16 protein-coding genes are annotated in these 18,625 nt (G+C 64.9%); all 16 read left to right on the forward strand.

Annotated elements, in window-relative coordinates; all coding sequences use genetic code 11:
* On the forward strand, nucleotides 1-555 hold a 555-nt coding region (locus tag LMJ29_RS05185; protein WP_229604451.1), incomplete at its 5' end, for a DUF2345 domain-containing protein.
* Nucleotides 556-577: 22 nt separating this feature from the next.
* On the forward strand, nucleotides 578-1,396 hold the full coding sequence (locus tag LMJ29_RS05190; protein WP_229604452.1) for a DUF4123 domain-containing protein: 819 nt from the start codon (nucleotides 578-580) through the stop codon (nucleotides 1,394-1,396).
* Nucleotides 1,393-1,917 carry a DUF3304 domain-containing protein gene (locus tag LMJ29_RS05195; RefSeq protein WP_229604453.1) on the forward strand — a complete coding sequence of 175 codons (525 nt, stop codon included), beginning with the start codon at nucleotides 1,393-1,395 and terminating at the stop codon, nucleotides 1,915-1,917. Before LMJ29_RS05190 ends, LMJ29_RS05195 begins: the two co-directional genes overlap by 4 nt.
* Before the next feature lie 152 nt (nucleotides 1,918-2,069).
* Nucleotides 2,070-2,519 carry a DUF3304 domain-containing protein gene (locus LMJ29_RS05200; RefSeq protein ID WP_229604772.1) on the forward strand — a complete coding sequence of 150 codons (450 nt, stop codon included), beginning with the start codon at nucleotides 2,070-2,072 and terminating at the stop codon, nucleotides 2,517-2,519.
* On the forward strand, nucleotides 2,504-5,137 hold the full coding sequence (locus LMJ29_RS05205; protein WP_229604454.1) for a T6SS phospholipase effector Tle1-like catalytic domain-containing protein: 2,634 nt from the start codon (nucleotides 2,504-2,506) through the stop codon (nucleotides 5,135-5,137). Before LMJ29_RS05200 ends, LMJ29_RS05205 begins: the two co-directional genes overlap by 16 nt.
* 276 nt (nucleotides 5,138-5,413) lie before the next feature.
* Nucleotides 5,414-5,986 carry a hypothetical protein gene (locus tag LMJ29_RS05210; protein ID WP_229604455.1) on the forward strand — a complete coding sequence of 191 codons (573 nt, stop codon included), beginning with the start codon at nucleotides 5,414-5,416 and terminating at the stop codon, nucleotides 5,984-5,986.
* Nucleotides 5,987-6,071: 85 nt separating this feature from the next.
* Entirely contained in the window at nucleotides 6,072-6,575 is a 504-nt protein-coding gene (locus LMJ29_RS05215; RefSeq protein WP_229604456.1) for a hypothetical protein, read from the forward strand.
* A 57-nt stretch (nucleotides 6,576-6,632) separates the two neighbouring features.
* Nucleotides 6,633-7,010: a hypothetical protein gene (locus tag LMJ29_RS05220; protein ID WP_229604457.1), complete on the forward strand. Its 378-nt coding sequence runs from the start codon at nucleotides 6,633-6,635 to the stop codon at nucleotides 7,008-7,010.
* Between the two features lie 369 nt (nucleotides 7,011-7,379).
* Nucleotides 7,380-8,246: a formyltetrahydrofolate deformylase gene (gene purU, locus LMJ29_RS05225; protein WP_229604458.1), complete on the forward strand. Its 867-nt coding sequence runs from the start codon at nucleotides 7,380-7,382 to the stop codon at nucleotides 8,244-8,246.
* On the forward strand, nucleotides 8,243-9,151 hold the full coding sequence (gene folD, locus LMJ29_RS05230; RefSeq protein ID WP_229604459.1) for a bifunctional methylenetetrahydrofolate dehydrogenase/methenyltetrahydrofolate cyclohydrolase FolD: 909 nt from the start codon (nucleotides 8,243-8,245) through the stop codon (nucleotides 9,149-9,151). Before purU ends, folD begins: the two co-directional genes overlap by 4 nt.
* 37 nt (nucleotides 9,152-9,188) lie before the next feature.
* Complete coding sequence (locus LMJ29_RS05235; protein ID WP_229604460.1) at nucleotides 9,189-10,430, forward strand: FAD-dependent oxidoreductase; 1,242 nt, start codon at nucleotides 9,189-9,191, stop codon at nucleotides 10,428-10,430.
* A gap of 10 nt (nucleotides 10,431-10,440) precedes the next feature.
* Nucleotides 10,441-10,749 carry a sarcosine oxidase subunit delta gene (locus tag LMJ29_RS05240; RefSeq protein ID WP_229604461.1) on the forward strand — a complete coding sequence of 103 codons (309 nt, stop codon included), beginning with the start codon at nucleotides 10,441-10,443 and terminating at the stop codon, nucleotides 10,747-10,749.
* Nucleotides 10,746-13,652, forward strand: coding sequence for a 2Fe-2S iron-sulfur cluster-binding protein (locus tag LMJ29_RS05245; protein ID WP_229604462.1), 2,907 nt, complete (start codon nucleotides 10,746-10,748; stop codon nucleotides 13,650-13,652). The genes LMJ29_RS05240 and LMJ29_RS05245 overlap by 4 nt, the downstream gene beginning before the upstream one ends.
* Before the next feature lie 2 nt (nucleotides 13,653-13,654).
* Entirely contained in the window at nucleotides 13,655-14,335 is a 681-nt protein-coding gene (locus LMJ29_RS05250; RefSeq protein ID WP_229604463.1) for a sarcosine oxidase subunit gamma, read from the forward strand.
* Nucleotides 14,336-14,596: 261 nt separating this feature from the next.
* Nucleotides 14,597-15,379, forward strand: a complete 783-nt coding sequence (locus LMJ29_RS05255; protein ID WP_229604464.1) for an IclR family transcriptional regulator — start codon at nucleotides 14,597-14,599, stop codon at nucleotides 15,377-15,379.
* 261 nt (nucleotides 15,380-15,640) lie between these two features.
* The coding region (locus LMJ29_RS20935) for a calcium-binding protein (RefSeq protein WP_319942210.1) at nucleotides 15,641-18,625 on the forward strand (2,985 nt) is incomplete at its 3' end.

Here is an 18,625-nt window from a genome sequence, read left to right on the forward strand (position 1 = left end):
GACTGGGACCAGAACGTCGAGCACGACCAGAAGCTCCGTGTCGGCCATGAACGCCACGACACGGTGGAGGCCAACAGCTACAGCGAGTTCAAGGCCGAGGAACACCTGACCGTGTACGGCGACCGCAAGGTCGAGATCAAGCCCGACGACCACCTCACCGTCGGCCAGAGCCAACACATCAAACTCGGCGTCGCCCAACTGCTCGAAGCCGGCAGCGAAATCCACCTCAAGGCCGGCCAGAAGATCGTCATCGAAGCCGGCGCCGAACTCACCCTCAAGGCCGGAGGCAGCTTCATCAAGCTGGATGCCAGCGGGGTCACGGTGGTGGGAGCGCAGGTCAGGGTCAATGCGGGGGGATCGCCCGGGACGGGAACCGGCATTGGCATCAAGGCGCCGGTGCTGCCGGGGGCGGCGGATCAGGACACGGCGGGAGAGTTGTTGGAATCAAGCCAACCCGGTCTGCTCAGCAATTGCGTGGATAAACCCCTGCCCGCCGTGTGCGAGGAGTGTCTGCGGCGCGCACAAAGCTCAATACAGGGATTGGTAGCCCGCTGAGCCCACCTGCAAGGAACGATAAATGCGCATATCCACCGATAACTGGCTCGCTTGTCTGCACCAGCAGGCTGAAGACGCGAAGCTGCCGCACCTCGACCTGCTGATCGACGCCACCAACTTCGACTATCCACTGCTGTCCAGCCTCGCGGCTTTAGAGCCACCAGTGCAACTGGCCAAGCTTTTCCACGACACGCCAGAAGCCGACCTAGCAGAGATAGGGCCGATTCTGCTGCGGCTGAACCGTCAGCCTCATGCGCATCAGTCCTGGCTGCGCGACCTGCTTGCCAGCCAGAACTGGCACAGCCATGTTCTGGTGCTACTCAGCCCCTGGGGCTTCAACGCTCTTGGCCGGCACCTGCGGCACTGCACCCAGGCCGAATGGAACAACGGTAGAGCCAGCGGCTTGCTGCGCTACTACGATCCGCGCCTGTTTCTGGCTGCCAGTGACATGCTCAGCCCGCAACAGGGCAGGTGGTTCCATGCTTCCGTAATCGCCTGGCACTGGCTGGACCGCGACCATGCCGCACGCAGCCTGTCGGGCCACCATACACCGCACGGCCAGGTGCCGGATCCGCTGCCAAGGCTATGTCTGGACAAGGAGCAAATCGCCAGCCTGCAAGCCTGGAGCGCTGCCGAGGACTACCGACGGCGCTGGGCCATCCAGCCCCAGCACTACGGCCTTGCACAACAGGAAAGTCTGGTGCGCCAACTGGTGCATGCCCAGTTGGCGGCCAATCGCGAGGCGCTCCACGCCATCGACACACGGGACGCCTTCATTCGCAGCTGGCTGGAAGCCAACTCGCCACGGGGTAATCAGGACCAACCAGGAGGATCGGCATGAGCAGCTCACGCGGGTATCTCTTGCCCCTGCTGGCCGGCACCCTGCTGCTGGGCGGCTGCTCGGTACGGGAGCCGGAAATGCTGCCCGCCCCCGTGGAGGGCTACAACCATACCTCGGCGGCCATCAACCACTTCACCGTCAACGGTGCCGGCGGGCCCAATCTCGGGCCTCACACTGGCGGCGGCTCGCAGGTCTGCTGCGGTGCGCTGCCGCGCCACTGGCGGCCCGGACTGCGCGCCATCGTCGAATGGGAAAAGGATCCGGATCCTTTCGGTCCTGTTAAAAGAGACCGTCATGGCCAACTCGACCCCGAAGACTACAAACGCCATGCTGCCAATTACACCCGCCACTCCGCCACGGTGGACATTGCCCCCTATCGCAACCCGGGTCCCCTGGTCGTGCATTTCCTGCCTTGCAATCAGGTCAAGGTGGCCTCGGCCGAAGTAATCCCCGGCTATCCCGGCTACCCCTACAACTACCCGCTCAACATGGAAGAGCCAACGGCATGCCCACAACCCTGACCCAGTCCTGCGACGGCGCCGGCAGCGCGCTGACTCACAGGCCCTTTCCCGCCCGGGGATTTTGGCCGCGGCAAACCATCCCCAGGCGGTGGCTCTTCGCCCTGCTGGCCGGCACCCTGCTGCTGGGCGGCTGTGCGCTACGGGAGCCGGAAATGCTGCCCGCCCCCGTGGAGGGCTACAACCACACCTCGGCGGCCATCAACCGCTTCACCGTCAACGGTGCCGGCGGCCCCAATCTCGGGCCTCACACTGGCGGCGGCTCACAGGTCTGCTGCGGGGCGCTGCCGCGCCACTGGCGCCCCGGCCTGCGCGCCATCGTCGAGTGGGAAAAGGATCCGGATCCCTACGGCTATGCGAAATGGCCGGAGCCCATGTTTTCCGACGCCTGGAATCAACGCGCCAAGGAGCATCAAAGCCGCTACACACGCCACTCCGCCACGGTGGAAATTTCCCCTTATCGCACCCCAGGCGACCTGATCGTCCATTTCCTCCCCTGCGATCAGGTCAAGGTGGCCTCGGCCGAGGTCACCCCCGGCTATCCCGGCTACCCCTACAACTACCCGCTCAACATGGAAGAGCCCTCGGTATGTCCGCAACCCTGACCCAGTCCTGCGACGGCGCCGGAAGCGCGCTGATTCCCCAGCCTTTCCCCGCCGACGGCTATCTGCCGCACAGTCCGGCGGAGCTGGCCGCCAATATCCGCCAGCAGGAGCGCGACGAATTGCGCGCCTGGAGCGCCGCCTGCAGCGCCGCGGCCGCCAGGGGCGACGCCGATCCCGGCAAGCCCTGCGCCAAGGCCTTGCACCTGTCGCTGTGTTTTGACGGCACCAATAACCACGAACCCTCGGACAGCACGGCGGTACCGCTGTGCACCAGCAATGTGGCCAGACTGTTCCATGCCAGCATCGGTGGGACAGAGCACCAACAGGCTATCGATAAAGGCTTCTTCCGCTATTACAGCCCCGGCGTAGGCACGGTATTCCCGGATATCAAGGAGTACACGCCAAGCCAGCTGGGCCTGATCGGCGCCAAGGGCGGGGAGGACCGCATCAACTGGATGCTGACCCGGCTGATCGATGCGCTGCGTGCAACGCTTACACCGCAAAAGCCACTGCTGCTTGAGGAAACCCAGGGCTTGGTTGAGTCCATGAGCAGCAACTGGGCAGGCAACGTGCTCAGCGGCGGCCTGCTGGAGAATGGCGAGCGCAAGCGCGAAGCTGCACTGCGCCCGAAGATCGAGGAACTGGCGAGTGAACTGACCAGACGCCGCGAAGCCGGCCAGAAGCCGGAAATCCTCGCCATGCGTCTCTACGTGTATGGCTTTTCCCGCGGCGCGGCCCAGGCGCGCACCTTCGCCAACTGGCTGCAGGCGCTGACTCGCAGCCAAACTCCGGACGGCACAACCGAGTACCGCTTCGCCGGCCTGCCGCTGTCCATCGAGTTTCTCGGCCTGTTCGACACCGTGGCGGCGGTGGGCCTGGCGGACAGCGCGCCGTTCGCCGCCGGGCACATGAGCTGGGCCGACGGCACCATGCGCCTGCCGGACGAAGTGTCACCGCCCACCAGCCAGTCCACCGTCCTGCCGGAGGACCGCCGGTTCCTCAAGCGCTGCCTGCATCTGGTATCCGCCCACGAGCAGCGGGCCAGCTTCCCGCTCGACTCCATCCGTCGCCGCGGGCGGAGTGCGGACGGCTCGCGCGACCAAAGCCGCCCCTCCAGCTACCGGGCCGCTACTGCGGAATACGTCTACCCCGGCATGCATTCGGACGTCGGCGGCGGCTATCCGCCCGGGGATCAGGGCAAGGCCATGGGGGGGCAGAACGCGCTGCTGTCGCAGATCCCGCTCCATCACATGTACCGGGAAGCCTTCAAGGCTGGCGCGCCCCTGCAGGTCCCGCCTCTGGCGCTGGGCGAGCACGAACAATGGCGGGGAATGAATTTCGATACCGCGAAGGAGTTTAACCTGACAGAGCAACTCATCACCCGCTTCAACGCCTGGCAAGCACAAGCCCAGCCCGGACCACTGGAGCAGGTGATGGAACGGGAGGCCGCATTGATCACCGGCTGGCGGATCGACCGTTATGCCGGCGGCATCGACAAGCAGGGCTTCTACAACCAGCGACGCGGCAAGGACATGGGCGAGGCGGAGCAGGAGGCCCACAAACGCTTGCACGAGCGCAAGCTGAAGGAATACGAGGCCGCCCAGCAAGGCAAGCCGCTGGCAGAGCTGAGTGCCGAGGAGCAACACCAACGGGAAGTGGATATCGCCCTGATCGGCGCCGAGGAGCACGCCAGGCTCAATATCAACAAGTGCTTCGAGCCGGGCCTGGACGACCGGCAACTGCGCCGGGCCGCTGCCGAGTTCAAGCGCGACTACGAGCAGCGCTGGGAAATCGGCGAGGACACCCTTTCGGCTGGCGGCCTGGTGAACATCCTGCTGGGTGGCACCGTCTATCTGCTCAACGAGGAAGACGAGGCCCGCGAATACGCCTTCCTCCATCAGCAAGGCAGCAGCCAGTATCGCCGGCTGTTCCGCGCTCCCAATGTCCCAGCCCACCAGCAGAAGGCACTGGTGCAGCTGTTCGACGAACAGGTGCACGACTCCCGCGCCTGGTTCATGAACTCCTCAGGACTCGGCGAGCGTGAACCCTTCACCGACTACTTCCGCGTGCGCCTTGTACATTTCGACAATGAGTCGAACAAACGCTTGTCGGTAATAGCCAGCGCCGGACGGGTGATTGGCCTGGGCATCGCCCTGGCCAGCGTCGGCCTGTCGATCAAGAGGCGCAACCCACGCTACCTGCTCGGACTGTTCCTGCCCTCCCTCGCCACCCCCGTATTGCGCGGCAAGGTCGGCGTAGCGGAAATGCCGGAAATCAACGCCTTCGACCCGCTGACCGGCATCGCCCTACCCATGCTGGAAGGCATGGACGCCATCCGCGCCTTCAGCAAAGACCCCGGCAGCGCCGTGCAACTGGCCAATGCCCTGCCGCTACCTGCACCGCTCACCGAGGAAACGGCCAACACGCCCGAACTTCGGAACATCCTCAAGGCAGCTGAAGCGGCTCAAGCCATCGAGGAGGTAAAGAAAACCAGGAACGCGACCAACCTGCTGGAACAAACGCTGCCGGCTTTCGATGCAAGCGGGCCGATCCTCGTGACGAGCAAACCAGTGTGGCTGGAGCAAGCCAAGGACTTACTCACCGATCTCACTTCTTGACCAGCAGCCAAGGCAAGTACGTTTGCCTTGGCGGATAGAGTCTTGAACGGGCCGCATCAGGATGGGGTAATGAAAGACGGGCGAAAGAGAACCTTCATCTTCGGCAGGCTCCGTGAAGTCCATGACCGTCTGGTTCATGAGCAATCATGACAGCCTCAGAAACCCGACGAAACCAGCGATTTCACCCCGGATTTGGATGACTACATTCCGCCGCTTCGCCAGTTCAACCTTTTGCCATTAACTCTACAAGTGTTGCAAACCCGCTAGGAGTCAGTGATGCGGACTACAGATTTTATAAAAACTAGCGCACTAGCCCTAGCTGCCTTCACTGCCTCCACATGCTTTGGCGAGGGCTATTCCGAAAGCATTGAAATTCCAGATACTGAGTGGCGCGTCGCCAGTCAGTGCACAACCGACAACCAGGTGACGCATTGCACCATCTCTATCCGTAACGAAAAAAAGGAGGAGAAGGTGCTCGAATACCCAACACCACCGACCTCCGCCAGCTATGAGTCCGGCGTTTTTCTGCTGACCTTCAGTTGCGGCACCGCCTGTTCGGCGACCTATGCCTACAAGCTCGGCGGCCAGTTGGGTGGTCCGTTCCCACTGGTGGAGGCGGTCGATAGCAAACGGGAGGTGGTGATGAGCTTGGGTGAGAAATCGGTGCGATTCTATCGGATGTTCAACACCACCAATAAGCCGCTGCACGAAATAACTCCCGAAATAGGCGGCTATGGCCTGCTGGAAAGCATCGTGGGCACGGGCATCGAGGATCATGTGTTCCGTGTGACCTACCGAGGCAAAATGGGCCTGGAGACACTGGAGTACGAGGCTCCCGCGTCGCCCTAACATAAAGAGCATGGTAGCCATGGCTTGCTGACTCCCAGGGCTCCCCACATGAAACGTCAACAGCCCCTGAGGGAATCTAAACGCAATGGCAATCAAGTTCTGCCCCCTCTTGGCCGCACTGCCGCTCTGCGCACAGGTATTGAGCGTCAATTCCCATGCGGTGGAACCCAAGTTCGAAGATTACAAAGTCGATAGTATCTTCGCCGGCCCCAACCACGCCCTGGACGTACCCGACCAGGGTGAGGACAACTGGAAGATTTACCGAACCAACGCGATCAAGCGGAAAGTCAACTTCGCAGGGCACTACATTGTCTTTACTGGCAGCTGTGGTGGCGGAGCAATCTGCGGAGAAATTCTCGACGCCAAGACAGGCAAGCTCGTCTCAGGGTATCCCAATGCCTATGAGCTAGACAGCCCCGATGGCAGTTACTACGACGCCGGATTCCGTCCAGACAGCCGCCTGCTGATGATCACCGGCACGGCCGCAGATCCGGAGAAAGACCAGAGTGGCAAGGTGCTGCCGCGGCAGAACAGGACCCGCTACTTTGAACTACAGGATCAGAAATTGCGGCTGGTCAAGATCGAGTGATGATTCCCAGCTCAATGATCCAGCCACGATCCGTAAACGAGCTTGAAGGAACTTAACGTGATCATACGTCCTACCCTCGCTCAAATTATCTTGGCCGCCCTGCTGTGCGGCGCCGTCCAAGCCAGCGCCAGCCCACTTAAAAGCGACCGCAGCCAGTGCTACAGCCACCTCACCGAGCTCGTACGCAGCAGCAGTTTTCCCTTCACCTATGTGAAGAAAGACGAGGCCAACCTGCTGATCGATGACGACCAAGGGGAAACAGTCTCCGCCCAGGTCGTGTTCGACACCGACGGTTCCGGCACCATCGGCTGGGTGCGGTACGACATTCAGACCCACCAGTTGCTCAATACCTCCGCCGAGCTGGAGACGCCGAAGCCGCTGAGCTTCGACAAGCAGTACGCCGACCTGTACGAGCGCTGCATCAGCGAAGGCTGACTGTTCCTTGGCGTGCGTCGGCTCGCTCCGGCGCACGCCACCCTCTCTCATAGCCGTACGCCGACAATCCACGCAGGAGTCTTCCCCCTACCTCCTCATCCCGGCGGCCGGGCCGTGCCCCCTCCCCCGCATGCCTCCCCCGCTGCGCGCCCCCTGCCCTTGGCAACCCGCCCCTCAGCCCTGTCAAAAAAATTCCCCACACGATAAAAAAATTCACAACAGGCATAGACACACCGCTTTCCTTCGCTTATAAAAACCCCAGCACGAAAAATATATTCCCAGCAGTCAAAATTATTCAGGGATGAAATCGGGCTTCACCGACGAATTTTTCGCCTTGCAACCGCTGCCTCCACCCCCAGAGGACTCGATATGCAATACGCTCCGAACCAGTACGTGATCAAGATCAGCTGCCCGGCAACCTCGGGCATCGTCGCCGCGGTGACTTCCTTCCTCGCCGACCATGGCTGCTACATCAGCGAGATGGCGCAGTTCGACGACGAGGTCAGCGGCACCTTCTTCATGCGCGCGGTGTTCCGCTTCAACACCGGTTTCGCCGGTGACATTGCAGCGATCGAGCAGGGCTTCGTCGATGTCGCCGGCAAGTTCGACATGGACTGGGAGCTGCACGACGCCAGCAAGCCGATGCGCGTGCTGCTGATGGTCAGCAAGTTCGACCATTGCCTGGCCGACCTGCTCTATCGCCACCAGAAGGGCGAGTTGCACATGCAGATCACCGCCATCGTCTCCAACCACCTCGATCTGCGGCCGATGGCCGAGCGCGAGGGCATCCGATTCATCTACCTGCCGGTGACCAAGGAGACCAAGGCCCAGCAGGAAGCCGAGCTGATGAAGATCGTCGACGAGACCAACACCGACCTCGTGGTGCTGGCGCGCTACATGCAGATCCTCTCCGACGATCTGTGCAAGCAACTTTCGGGCCGCGCCATCAACATCCATCACTCGTTCCTGCCCGGCTTCAAGGGTGCCAAGCCCTACCACCAGGCCTACGAGCGCGGCGTGAAGCTGATCGGCGCCACCGCCCACTACGTCACCGCCGACCTCGACGAGGGCCCGATCATCGAGCAGGAAGTGCAGCGCGTGGACCATAACTACGCACCGGACGATCTGGTCGCCGTCGGCCGCGACACCGAAACCGTGGCGCTCTCCAAGGCGGTCAAGTACCACCTCGAGCACCGCGTGTTCCTCAACCACGACAAGACGGTGATCTTCCGATGAGCGCGCCCGGCCAACTGATCGACGGCAAGGCCGCCTCCGCCCGGGTCCTCGCCGAGGTGACCGCCGAGGTCATCACCCTCAAGGCCGAAGGCATCGAACCGGCGCTGGCCGTGGTGCTGGTCGGCGACGACCCGGCCAGCCACGTCTACGTGCGCAACAAGGTGCTGCGCGCCGGCGAGGTGGGCATCCGCTCCCTGGAGCATCGCCTGCCGGCCGACGCTTCCGCCGAGCAGGTGCTGGCGCTGGTCGCCGCTCTGAATGCCGACGCCTCGGTGCACGGCATCCTGGTCCAGCTGCCGCTGCCCAAGCACATCGACGAGACCGCCGTGCTGCAGGCCATCGACCCGGCCAAGGACGTCGACGGTTTCCACAGCGAGAACGTCGGCGGCCTCAGCCAGGGCCGCGACGTGCTGGTGCCCTGCACCCCGGCCGGCTGCATGCGTCTGCTGCGCGACACCCTGGGCGATCTGTCCGGCAAGCACGCGGTGGTGATCGGCCGCTCGAACATCGTCGGCAAGCCGATGGCCGCTCTGCTGCTGGCCGCCGACTGCACGGTGACCGTGCTGCACTCGCGCAGCAAGAACCCGCAGGCACTGTGCAGCAAGGCCGACATCGTGATCGCCGCGGTCGGTCGGCCGCGGATGATCAAGGCCGAGTGGATCAAGCCCGGCGCGGTGGTCATCGACGTCGGCATCAACCGTATCGAGGAGGATGGCCGTTCGCGGCTGGTCGGCGACGTCGACTTCGCCGACGTGCAGCCGCTGACCCGCGCCATCACTCCGGTGCCGGGCGGCGTCGGGCCGATGACCATTGCACTCCTGATGCAAAACACCGTGACCGCCGCGCGCCAGCAGCATGTCCGGCAGTCCACGCCCGACACGCCCCAGCAGGCGGTCGCGCAGTAGTCGTTCAACGGCCGGCAAGGCCCAACGAGGAGGCAGCATGCCTTTCAGTCTTCTTAAATACGGCCTGAGCTCCGAGTACCCGGCGGAGGTCGATCTGCCGGCGCCCAAGGAACTCAAGCCGGCCTACGACGTGGTGATCATCGGCGGTGGCGGCCACGGCCTGGCTACCGCCTACTACCTGGCCAAGTACCACGGCGTGACCAACGTCGCGGTGCTGGAGAAGTCGTATCTCGGCGGCGGCAACACCGCGCGCAACACCGCGGTGATCCGCTCCAACTACCTCACCAGCGAGGGCGTCAAGTTCTACGCCGAGTCGGTGAAGATGTTCCAGGGACTCTCCAACGAGTTCGACTTCAACATCATGTATTCCGAACGCGGCCAGCTGACCCTGGCGCACACCGACGCCACGGTGCGCGCCTTCCGCCAGCGCGCCGAGGTGAACAAGCACTTCGGCGGGCGTACCGAGATGATCGACCGCCAGCAGATCCGCGAGCTGGTGCCGACCCTGAATATGGACCCCGGCCACCTGCCGGTGCTCGCCGGCCTGTGGCATATCGACGGCGCCACCGCGCGCCACGACGCAGTGGCCTGGGGCTACGCCAAGCAGGCGGCCAAGCGCGGCGTGGAGATCCACCAGCTCACCGAGGTGCAGGACTTCGTGGTCGAGCGCGGCAAGGTGGTGGCGGTGAAGACCAACCGCGGCACGGTGAAGTGCGGCTGCGCGGTGCAGGCCATCGCCGGGCACAGCTCGCTGCTGCTCAACAAGCTGGGCATCCGCGCGCCGATCCACAGCTACCCGCTGCAGGCGATGGTCACCCAGCCGTTCAAGCCGTTCCTCGACCCGCTGGTCAGCTCCTCGGCGCTGCACTGCTACGTGCAGCAGACCGGCCGCGGCGAGGTGGTGATCGGCGGCGGCTCCGACCCCTACCCGCTGTACAACACCCGCTCGACGCTGGACTTGAAGGAAGGCCTGCTGGCCCACGCCATCGAGATGTTCCCGTTCCTGGCCAACGCCAAGCTGATGCGCCAGTGGGCGGGAATCACCGACATGACCCCGGACTACAGCCCGATCATGGGCCGCTCGCCGATCGACAACTACTACCTCGACGCCGGCTGGGGCACCTGGGGCTTCAAGTCGACGCCGATCTGCGGCAAGACCATGGCCGAGCTGGTGGCCAGCGGCGGCAGGACGCCCGAGCTCATCGCCCCCTTCGCCCTGGAACGCTTCTCGACCTTCCAGCAGGTCAACGAAATGGGCGCCACCGCCGCCAGCCACTGAGGAACCCGCGATGAAGATCATGCCCTGCCCCCTGAACGGTCCGCGCAACATCAGCGAATTCACCTACGGCGGCGAGTTCAAGCCGATGCCCGATCCGGCCACCTGCAGCGACGCCGAATGGGCCGACTACGTGTTCAACAGCGAGAACCGCGCCGGCGTGGTCGTCGAGTGGTGGATGCACAACGCCTCCAGCTACTGGTTCCTCGCCGAACGCCACACCGTCACCGACGAAATCATCCGCACCTTCGATGCGAAGGAAATCTTCACCCGCCGCGTCGACTTCATCGCCAAGGCACCTGCCCGGGAGGCCACCGTATGACCGCCTTCAGCCGCCTGCCCGCCCCCATGGGCCTGCTGATCGACCGCAGCCGGGCGCTCAGCTTCACCTTCGACGGCAGCAACTATCAGGGCTACGCCGGCGACAGCATCGCCAGCGCCCTGATCGCCAACGGCCGCTGGCTGCTGTCGCGCTCGTTCAAGTACCACCGTCCGCGCGGCCCGCTGACCATGGCCGGGCAAGACGCCAACACCCTGGTGCAGCTGCCCAGCGAGCCCAACGTGCTGGCCGACCTGCAGCCGCTGGCCGATGGCCTGACCGTCACCGGGCAGAACTTCTCGGGCTCGCTGGACGGCGACCGCGACGCCTTCCTCGGCAAGTTCTCCAAGTTCATGCCGGTCGGCTTCTACTACCGCTCCTTCTACAAGCCCAAGGGCATCTGGAAGGTGTGGGAGCCGATCATCCGCAAGAAGGCCGGCCTCGGCGTACTGGACCTCAAATTCCAGCCCGAGTACCACGACAAGGCCTTCCTGTTCGCCGACGTCGCCGTGGTCGGTGCCGGCCCCGCCGGTCTCACCGCCGCGCTGAACGCCGCCAACGCCGGCGCCAAGGTGTTGCTGATCGAGCAGCAGTCCTACCTCGGCGGCGCGCTGGCCTGGGCGCGCTTCGACATCGCCGGCAAGCGCGCTGGCGAACTGCGCGCGGAGCTGGTCGGTGCGGTGGAAAGCCACCCGAACATCCAGATCCTCAAGGACGCCACCTGCAACGCCTGGTTCACCGACAACTTCCTGCCGGTGATCCAGGGCAACCGTCTCTATAAAGTGCGCGCCAAACAGTGCATCGTCGCCGCCGGCGCCTTCGACCAGCCGGTGGTGTTCCGCAACAACGACCTGCCCGGGGTGATGCTGACCAGCGCCGCCCAGCGCCTGATGAAGCTCTACGCGGTCAAGCCCGGCAAGCGCGCCGTGGTCCTGACCGGCCACGACGACGGTTATCTCGCCGCCCTCGACCTGTTGGATGCCGGCGTGGAAGTGGCCGCCGTGATCGACATGCGCACCGCACCGGCCGACGCCCGCCTGGCCGAAACGGTGAAGAAAGCCGACATCCCGCTGCACCTGGCCAGCACCGTGTACGAGGCGCTGCACGCCAAGGGCATGCGTCACGTCACCGGCGTCGACGTGCGCCGCATCGTCGGCAAGGGCCAGGTCGCCGGCAGCGGTACGACCATCGACTGCGACCTGGTGTGCATGTCCGCCGGCTACATGCCGGTCTATCAGCTGCTCTGCCAGGCCGGCGGCAAGCTCGCCTACGACGACGCCCAGGCCGCCTTCACCCTCAGCGGGCTGCCCAGGAACCTCGCCGTGGCCGGCTCGGTCAACGGCCGCCACGCGCTGGACAACGTGCTGCTCGACGGCGGCCTGGCCGGTGGCGCCGCCGCCGACCAGCTCGGCCTGAGCGCGCCGGCGGCCGGCAAGGCGTTCGCCGCCGAGCCGCGGGTCAACTTCGACTGGCCGATCTTCCCGCACCCGGACGGCAAGGACTTCGTCGACTTCGACGAGGACCTGCAGGTGCGCGACATCGTCAACGCCACCCGCCACGGCTACCGCGACGTGCAGCTGGTCAAGCGCTTCTCCACCGTCGGCATGGGCCCCTCGCAGGGCCGTCACTCGGCGCTGCCCACCGCGCGGCTGGTCGCCCAGGCCACCAACCGCAGCGTCAGCGAGACCGGCGTGACCACCGCGCGCCCGCCGTTCGTCGCCGAGAAACTCGCCCATGTCGCCGGCCGCGGCTTCGATCCGTACCGGCAGACCGCCATGCACCAGCGCCACGTCGAGCTGGGCGCCAAGATGATGCCGGCCGGCGTCTGGCAGCGCCCGGCCTACTACGGCAAGCCCGAGGAGCGCGAGGCGTGCATGCAGGCCGAGGCCCGCCACGTGCGCGAGAAGGTCGGCATCATCGACGTCTCCACCCTGGGCGGCCTCGACGTGCGCGGCCCGGACGCCGCCGAGCTGCTCAACCGCCTGTACACCTTCGCCTTCGCCAAGCAGCCGGTCGGCCGTTCGCGCTACGCGCTGATGACCAACGAGCACGGCGTGGTGATCGACGACGGCGTGTGCGCACGCTTCGCCGACAACCACTTCTACGTCACCGCCACCACCAGCGGCGTCGACCGCATCTACCAGCAGATGCTCAAGTGGAACGCGCAGTGGCGCCTGGACGTCGACATCACCAACGTCACCGCCGCGCTGGCCGCGGTCAACGTCGCCGGGCCGCGCGCGCGCAGCGTGCTGCGCAAGCTGTGCCAGGACGTCGACCTGAGCGCCGAGGCCTTCCCCTACCTCGGCGTGCGCCAAGGCACGGTGGCCGGCATCCCGGCGCGCCTCTTGCGCGTCGGCTTCGTCGGCGAGCTGGGCTACGAGATCCACGTGCCGGCGCGCTACGGCGAGTACCTGTGGGACGCGCTGATGCAGGCCGGCGCCAAGGACGAGATCCGTCCGTTCGGCGTCGAGACCCAGCGCCTGCTGCGTCTGGAAAAGGGTCACGTGATCATCAGCCAGGACACCGACGGCATGACCCACCCGGCCGAGATCGACATGGACTGGGCGATCGCGCGCAGCAAGCCGTTCTTCGTCGGCAAGCGCTCGGTGGAGATCCTCGAGGCGCAGCCGCTCAAGCGCAAGCTGGTCGGCTTCGTGCTGCCGGCCGCATCGAGCAAGCCGCTGGAAGGCCATCTGGTGCTCAACGGCCCGGACATCAGCGGCAACGTGACCTCCTGCGAGTACTCGCAGACCCTCGGCCAGATCATCGGCCTGGCCTACTGCGCCGCTTCGCAGAGCGCGCCGGGCAGCCAGATCCCGATCCGCGTCGAGGGCGGCCAGGTGGTGCAGGCAACGGTGGTCAAGCTGCCGTTCTTCGATCCCGAAACCAAACGTCAGGAGCTGTGATCATGGCCACTCTGCAAGCCCAGGACTTCCTCGAACGCAGCCCGCTGTACCGTCGCCACGCAGGCGCCAGCCTCGGCCGGCTCGGCGAAAGCTCGATAGTCGCGCACTACGGCGAGTACGACGAAAGCGCCCAGCTGCAACGCTGCGCGCTCATCGACCTGACCAACCTGGCGCGCGTCGGCTTTCGCGGCGCGCAGGCCGCCGAGTACCTGGGCGGGCGCGGCTTCGCGCTGCCCGAGGCGCCCAACCGGGCGCTCACCCAGGGCGACGGCGGCCACGTGGCGCGCCTGTCGCAGACCGAGTACCTGCTGCTCGGCAGCCTGCGCGACGCCGGTTCGCGCATCGCAGGCGAGGAGACCGCCTGGCAGCTCGGCGAGGGCGGCAACTACCTGCTGCCGCGCCAGGACAGCCACGCCTGGCTGCTGCTCACCGGCGAGCACATCGCCGCGGTGATGGCCAAGCTGTGCGGCGTCGACCTGAGCGCGGGCACCTTCCCGGTCGGCGCGGTGGCGCAGACCTCGGCGGCGCGCATCAACGTCATCGTGGTCAACCTGCCCGAAGGCGAGCTGCCGTGCTTCCACATCCTCTGCGACCGCGCCTCGCTGGACTACTTCTGGGGCGCGCTGCTGGATGCCATGGACGAGTTCGGCGGCAAGCCGGCGGGGATCGATGCGCTGTTGTGAGGCGCAGCGCCAACCGGTGATCGCTCCCACGCTCCGGCGTGGGAGCGCAACGCTCGGGACGCTCCGCGTCCCCGGACACCGGCGCCTGGGTTCCCACGCAGGAGCCTGGGAACCCTCGAACCGTAGGGTGGGTTAGCCGCGCAGCGGCGTAACCCACCATCGATGCCGTCAGGCATCGCCATGGCCGGCCTTGCGGCCGGTCGGTGGGTTACGGCCTGCGGCCTAACCCACCCTACGCCCCACTCACTCGCGGAGCCTTCCATGACCCTCGCCGAAGACCTCGACAGCGGCCGCGACACCGACTACATGGTCCCCGCCCTGCAGCGCGGCCTGACCATCCTGCAGATGTTCAACGCCCACCAGCGCACCCTGGCCAGCAATGAGATCGCCGAGCGCCTGGGCGTGAGCGTCTCGGCCATCTACCGCATCGTCCACACCCTCGAGGAGATGGGCTACCTGCGCAAGATCGCCAAGAACACCTGGGAACTCGGCCCGCAGGTGGTCTCCGACGGTTTCAGCTACCTGGCCAGCCGCGACCTGGTCGACCTCGCCCTGCCGCACCTCAACGCCCTGCGCGACCGCACCTCGCTGTCCTGCCACCTGACCATCCGCGAGCACACCGACAGCCTGTACCTGTACCGCGCCTTCGCCGCGCAGCGCCTGTCGGTGAACATCCCCATCGGCACCCGCCTGCCCTGCCACTGCACCGCCATGGGCCGCATCCTGCTCACCGGCCTGACCCCGCCGGTGCTCGACGCCCTCTACCTGCACGTGCGCCTCGACGACTACCCGCCGCCCGCGCCCAAGACCCTGCCCGAGTTGCAGGAACTGATCGCCGGCGACCGCGAGCGCGGCTGGGTGCTGCACCGCTCCGACTACTCCACCGCCATCGCCACCGGCATCCGCAACCACCTGGGCGAAGTGGTCGCCGCGATCAACCTCTCCGGCCCGGACGCGGTGATGGACAGCGAAGAATCGCAGGCGCGCTTTCGCGAGGCGCTGCTGCTGACGGCGGCGCGGATTTCGGCGGAGCTGGGCGGCTGAGCGGCGGATCTGTGTCCCGCCCAAGCTCGGAGAGGCCCAGTGCGTCTTTCCCCTCCGAGCGCCAAGCCGGTTTCAGTAGCGTGTTTGGGGGGCCGTTTGAGTCATCAATGTGAACTCCCGCTCACTTCGTGCAGTCACTCACAACATCGATGAGAACTGAATTCTGCCGATTGACCCACGTTTCCCACATTTCTAGTCTGCCGCCTGTCTGCGCAACATCTTGTTCGCGCACGCTCCGCCCTTCTCACGAAAGGAATCGTCATGGCCAGGCAGTACCTGTTCAGCAAGCTCAATCCCGGTAGCTCCATCAACTTTTCCTACCTCAGCGATGTGCTCGTTTTCGACACAAGCTTCTCGGCGGCTAGCATCGAGGTAACCCAGATCAATACGCGCGGCGATGTCACCATCCAGACCCCGCTCGGCGCGATCACACTGAAGAACACCATCGCCGATGGCGCCCTGATCACCAACCTCACCTCCACCAACTTCCGCTTCCAGGACGGCTCGATCTACCGCTATGGCACCTCAGCCTCGGAAACCATCTTGGGCAGTGCCAGCCATGATCAACTGCTGGGCAACGCCGGCGACGACACACTCGACAGCGGAGCCGGCAATGATCGCCTCAATGGTGGCAGCGGCAATGACACACTCAAAGGCGGCGCCGGTAACGACACCCTGTACGGCGAAGCCGGTAACGATCTGCTGGATGGCGGCGCGGGCACCGACGTGATGGTCGGTGGCGATGGCGACGACACCTATATCGCCACGGACGGCGACACGATCGAGGAAACCCTGCAGGCATCGGGCGGCGTGGACACGGTGATCAGCAGCGCCTACGACCTGAACCTCAGCTCGGCTGGTATCGACAATGTGGTGCTGTCCACTGGCGCTGTCAGCGTGAGCGCCAACAGCCTGAACAACACCTTGACCGGCAACGCGTCGAACAACACCCTGGATGGCCGGGAAGGCGACGACACCCTGAGTGGCGAGGCGGGCGACGATCTACTGATCGGTGGCCTGGGCAATGACACGCTGTACGGCGGAGCCGGTGCCGACCAGCTCAACGGTGGCGATGGCTTTGATCACCTCGAAGGCGGGGATGGCAATGACACCCTGACTGGCGAGGCCGGCGACGATCTGCTCGATGGCGGTCAAGGCAATGACACGCTCAACGGCGGTACTGGCATCGACCACCTCGCTGGCGGCGAGGGCAACGACTTGCTCAATGGCGGCGCAGACGCCGACGTGCTGGATGGTGGCAACGGCGACGATACCTACCTCGTCACCGATGGCGACTCCATCGTCGAAAGCCTGCTGCCGGAAGGCGGCGTGGATACCGTGATCAGCAGCGCCGTCTACCTGGACCTCTCTGCTGCCGGTATCGAGAACGTGGAACTGGCCACCGGGGCATTCGACGTCACCGCCAACAGCCTGAACAACGTCGTGACCGGCAACGAGCTGAACAACTTCATCCATGGCGGCGACGGCGACGACACCCTCACCGGCGTGGCCGGCGATGACATGCTGAGCGGTGAACAGGGCCATGACTCACTCAATGGTGGCGATGGTTTCGACCAACTCGAAGGCGGCGTTGGCGATGACACCCTGATCGGTGAAGCCGGCGACGACCTGCTCGATGGCGGTCAAGGCAATGACACGCTCAACGGCGGTGTTGGCATCGACCACCTTGCTGGCGGCGAGGGCAACGACCTACTCGATGGCGGCGCGGACGCCGACGTGCTGGAGGGCGGCAACGGCGACGATACCTACCTCGTCACCGATGGCGACTCGATCATCGAAAGCCTGCTACCGGAAGACGGCGTGGATACCGTGATCAGCGGCGCCGCCTATCTGGACCTCTCCGCCGCCGGTATCGAGAACGTGCAACTGTCTACCGGGGCATTCGGCGTCACCGCCAACAGCCTGAACAACGTCGTGACCGGCAACGAGTTGAACAACTTCATGGCAGGTTTCGAAGGCGACGACACCCTCACCGGCGCGGCCGGCGACGACATTCTGAATGGCGACCAAGGTAACGACCAATTGTACGGTGGCACCGGACTTGACCATCTTCACGCCGGCGAAGGCAACGACCTGCTCGATGGCGGCGCAGACGCCGACGTGCTGGAGGGCGGCAACGGCGACGATACCTACCTCGTCACCGATGGCGACTCGATCAATGAAAGCCTGCTGCCGGAAGGCGGTCTGGATACTGTGATCAGCAGCGCCTCCTACCTGGACCTCTCCGCCGCCGGTATCGAGAACGTGGAGCTGACCACCGGGGCATTCAACGTCATCGCCAACAGCCTGAACAACGTCGTGACCGGCAACGAGTTGAACAACTTCATGGCAGGTTTCGAAGGCGAGGACACGCTCACCGGCGCGGCCGGCGACGACATTCTCGATGGCGGTCAGGGTAACGACCAGTTGTACGGGGGCGACGGCCTTGACCATCTGCATGCTGGAGACGGTAACGATCTGCTCGATGGCGGCGCAGACGCCGACGTGCTGGAGGGCGGCAACGGCGACGACACCTACCTCGTCACCGATGGCGACTCGATCAATGAAAGCCTGCTGCCGGAAGGCGGTCTGGATACTGTGATCAGCAGCGCCTCCTACCTGGACCTCTCCGCCGCCGGTATCGAGAACGTGGAACTGGCCACCGGGGCATTCAACGTCATCGCCAACAGCCTGAACAACGTCGTGACCGGCAACGAGCTGAACAACTTCATCTATGGCGGCGACGGCGAGGACACCCTTACCGGCGCGGCCGGCGACGATCTTCTGGATGGCGGTCAGGGTAACGACCAGTTGTACGGTGGCACCGGACTTGACCATCTTCACGCCGGCGAAGGCAACGACCTGCTCGATGGCGGCGCAGACGCCGACGTGCTGGATGGTGGCAACGGCGACGATACCTACCTCGTCACCGATGGCGACTCGATCATTGAAAGCCTGCTACCGGAAGGCGGTCTGGATACCGTGATCAGCAGCGCGGCCTACCTCGATCTCTATTCGGCCGGTATCGAGAACGTGCAACTGTCTACCGGGGCATTCGACGTCACCACCAACAGCCTGAACAACGTCGTGACCGGCAACGAGTTGAACAACTTCATGGCAGGTTTCGAAGGCGACGACACCCTTACCGGCGCGGCCGGCGACGATCTTCTGGATGGCGGTCAGGGTAACGACCAGTTGTACGGTGGCACCGGACTTGACCATCTTCACGCCGGCGAAGGCAACGAC

The sequence above is a fragment of the Pseudomonas oryzagri genome, from assembly GCF_020831405.1.
Classification (GTDB): domain Bacteria; phylum Pseudomonadota; class Gammaproteobacteria; order Pseudomonadales; family Pseudomonadaceae; genus Geopseudomonas; species Geopseudomonas oryzagri.

Coding starts and splice junctions, on each gene's coding strand:
- LMJ29_RS05200 (WP_229604772.1), top strand. CDS start 2,070: ATGCTGCCCGCCCCCGTGGAGGGCTACAACCACACCTCGGCGGCCATC.
- LMJ29_RS05235 (WP_229604460.1), top strand. CDS start 9,189: ATGCCTTTCAGTCTTCTTAAATACGGCCTGAGCTCCGAGTACCCGGCG.
- purU (WP_229604458.1), top strand. CDS start 7,380: ATGCAATACGCTCCGAACCAGTACGTGATCAAGATCAGCTGCCCGGCA.
- LMJ29_RS05250 (WP_229604463.1), top strand. CDS start 13,655: ATGGCCACTCTGCAAGCCCAGGACTTCCTCGAACGCAGCCCGCTGTAC.
- LMJ29_RS05205 (WP_229604454.1), top strand. CDS start 2,504: ATGTCCGCAACCCTGACCCAGTCCTGCGACGGCGCCGGAAGCGCGCTG.
- LMJ29_RS05255 (WP_229604464.1), top strand. CDS start 14,597: ATGACCCTCGCCGAAGACCTCGACAGCGGCCGCGACACCGACTACATG.
- LMJ29_RS05245 (WP_229604462.1), top strand. CDS start 10,746: ATGACCGCCTTCAGCCGCCTGCCCGCCCCCATGGGCCTGCTGATCGAC.
- LMJ29_RS05195 (WP_229604453.1), top strand. CDS start 1,393: ATGAGCAGCTCACGCGGGTATCTCTTGCCCCTGCTGGCCGGCACCCTG.
- LMJ29_RS05240 (WP_229604461.1), top strand. CDS start 10,441: ATGAAGATCATGCCCTGCCCCCTGAACGGTCCGCGCAACATCAGCGAA.
- LMJ29_RS05190 (WP_229604452.1), top strand. CDS start 578: ATGCGCATATCCACCGATAACTGGCTCGCTTGTCTGCACCAGCAGGCT.
- LMJ29_RS05210 (WP_229604455.1), top strand. CDS start 5,414: ATGCGGACTACAGATTTTATAAAAACTAGCGCACTAGCCCTAGCTGCC.
- LMJ29_RS05215 (WP_229604456.1), top strand. CDS start 6,072: ATGGCAATCAAGTTCTGCCCCCTCTTGGCCGCACTGCCGCTCTGCGCA.
- folD (WP_229604459.1), top strand. CDS start 8,243: ATGAGCGCGCCCGGCCAACTGATCGACGGCAAGGCCGCCTCCGCCCGG.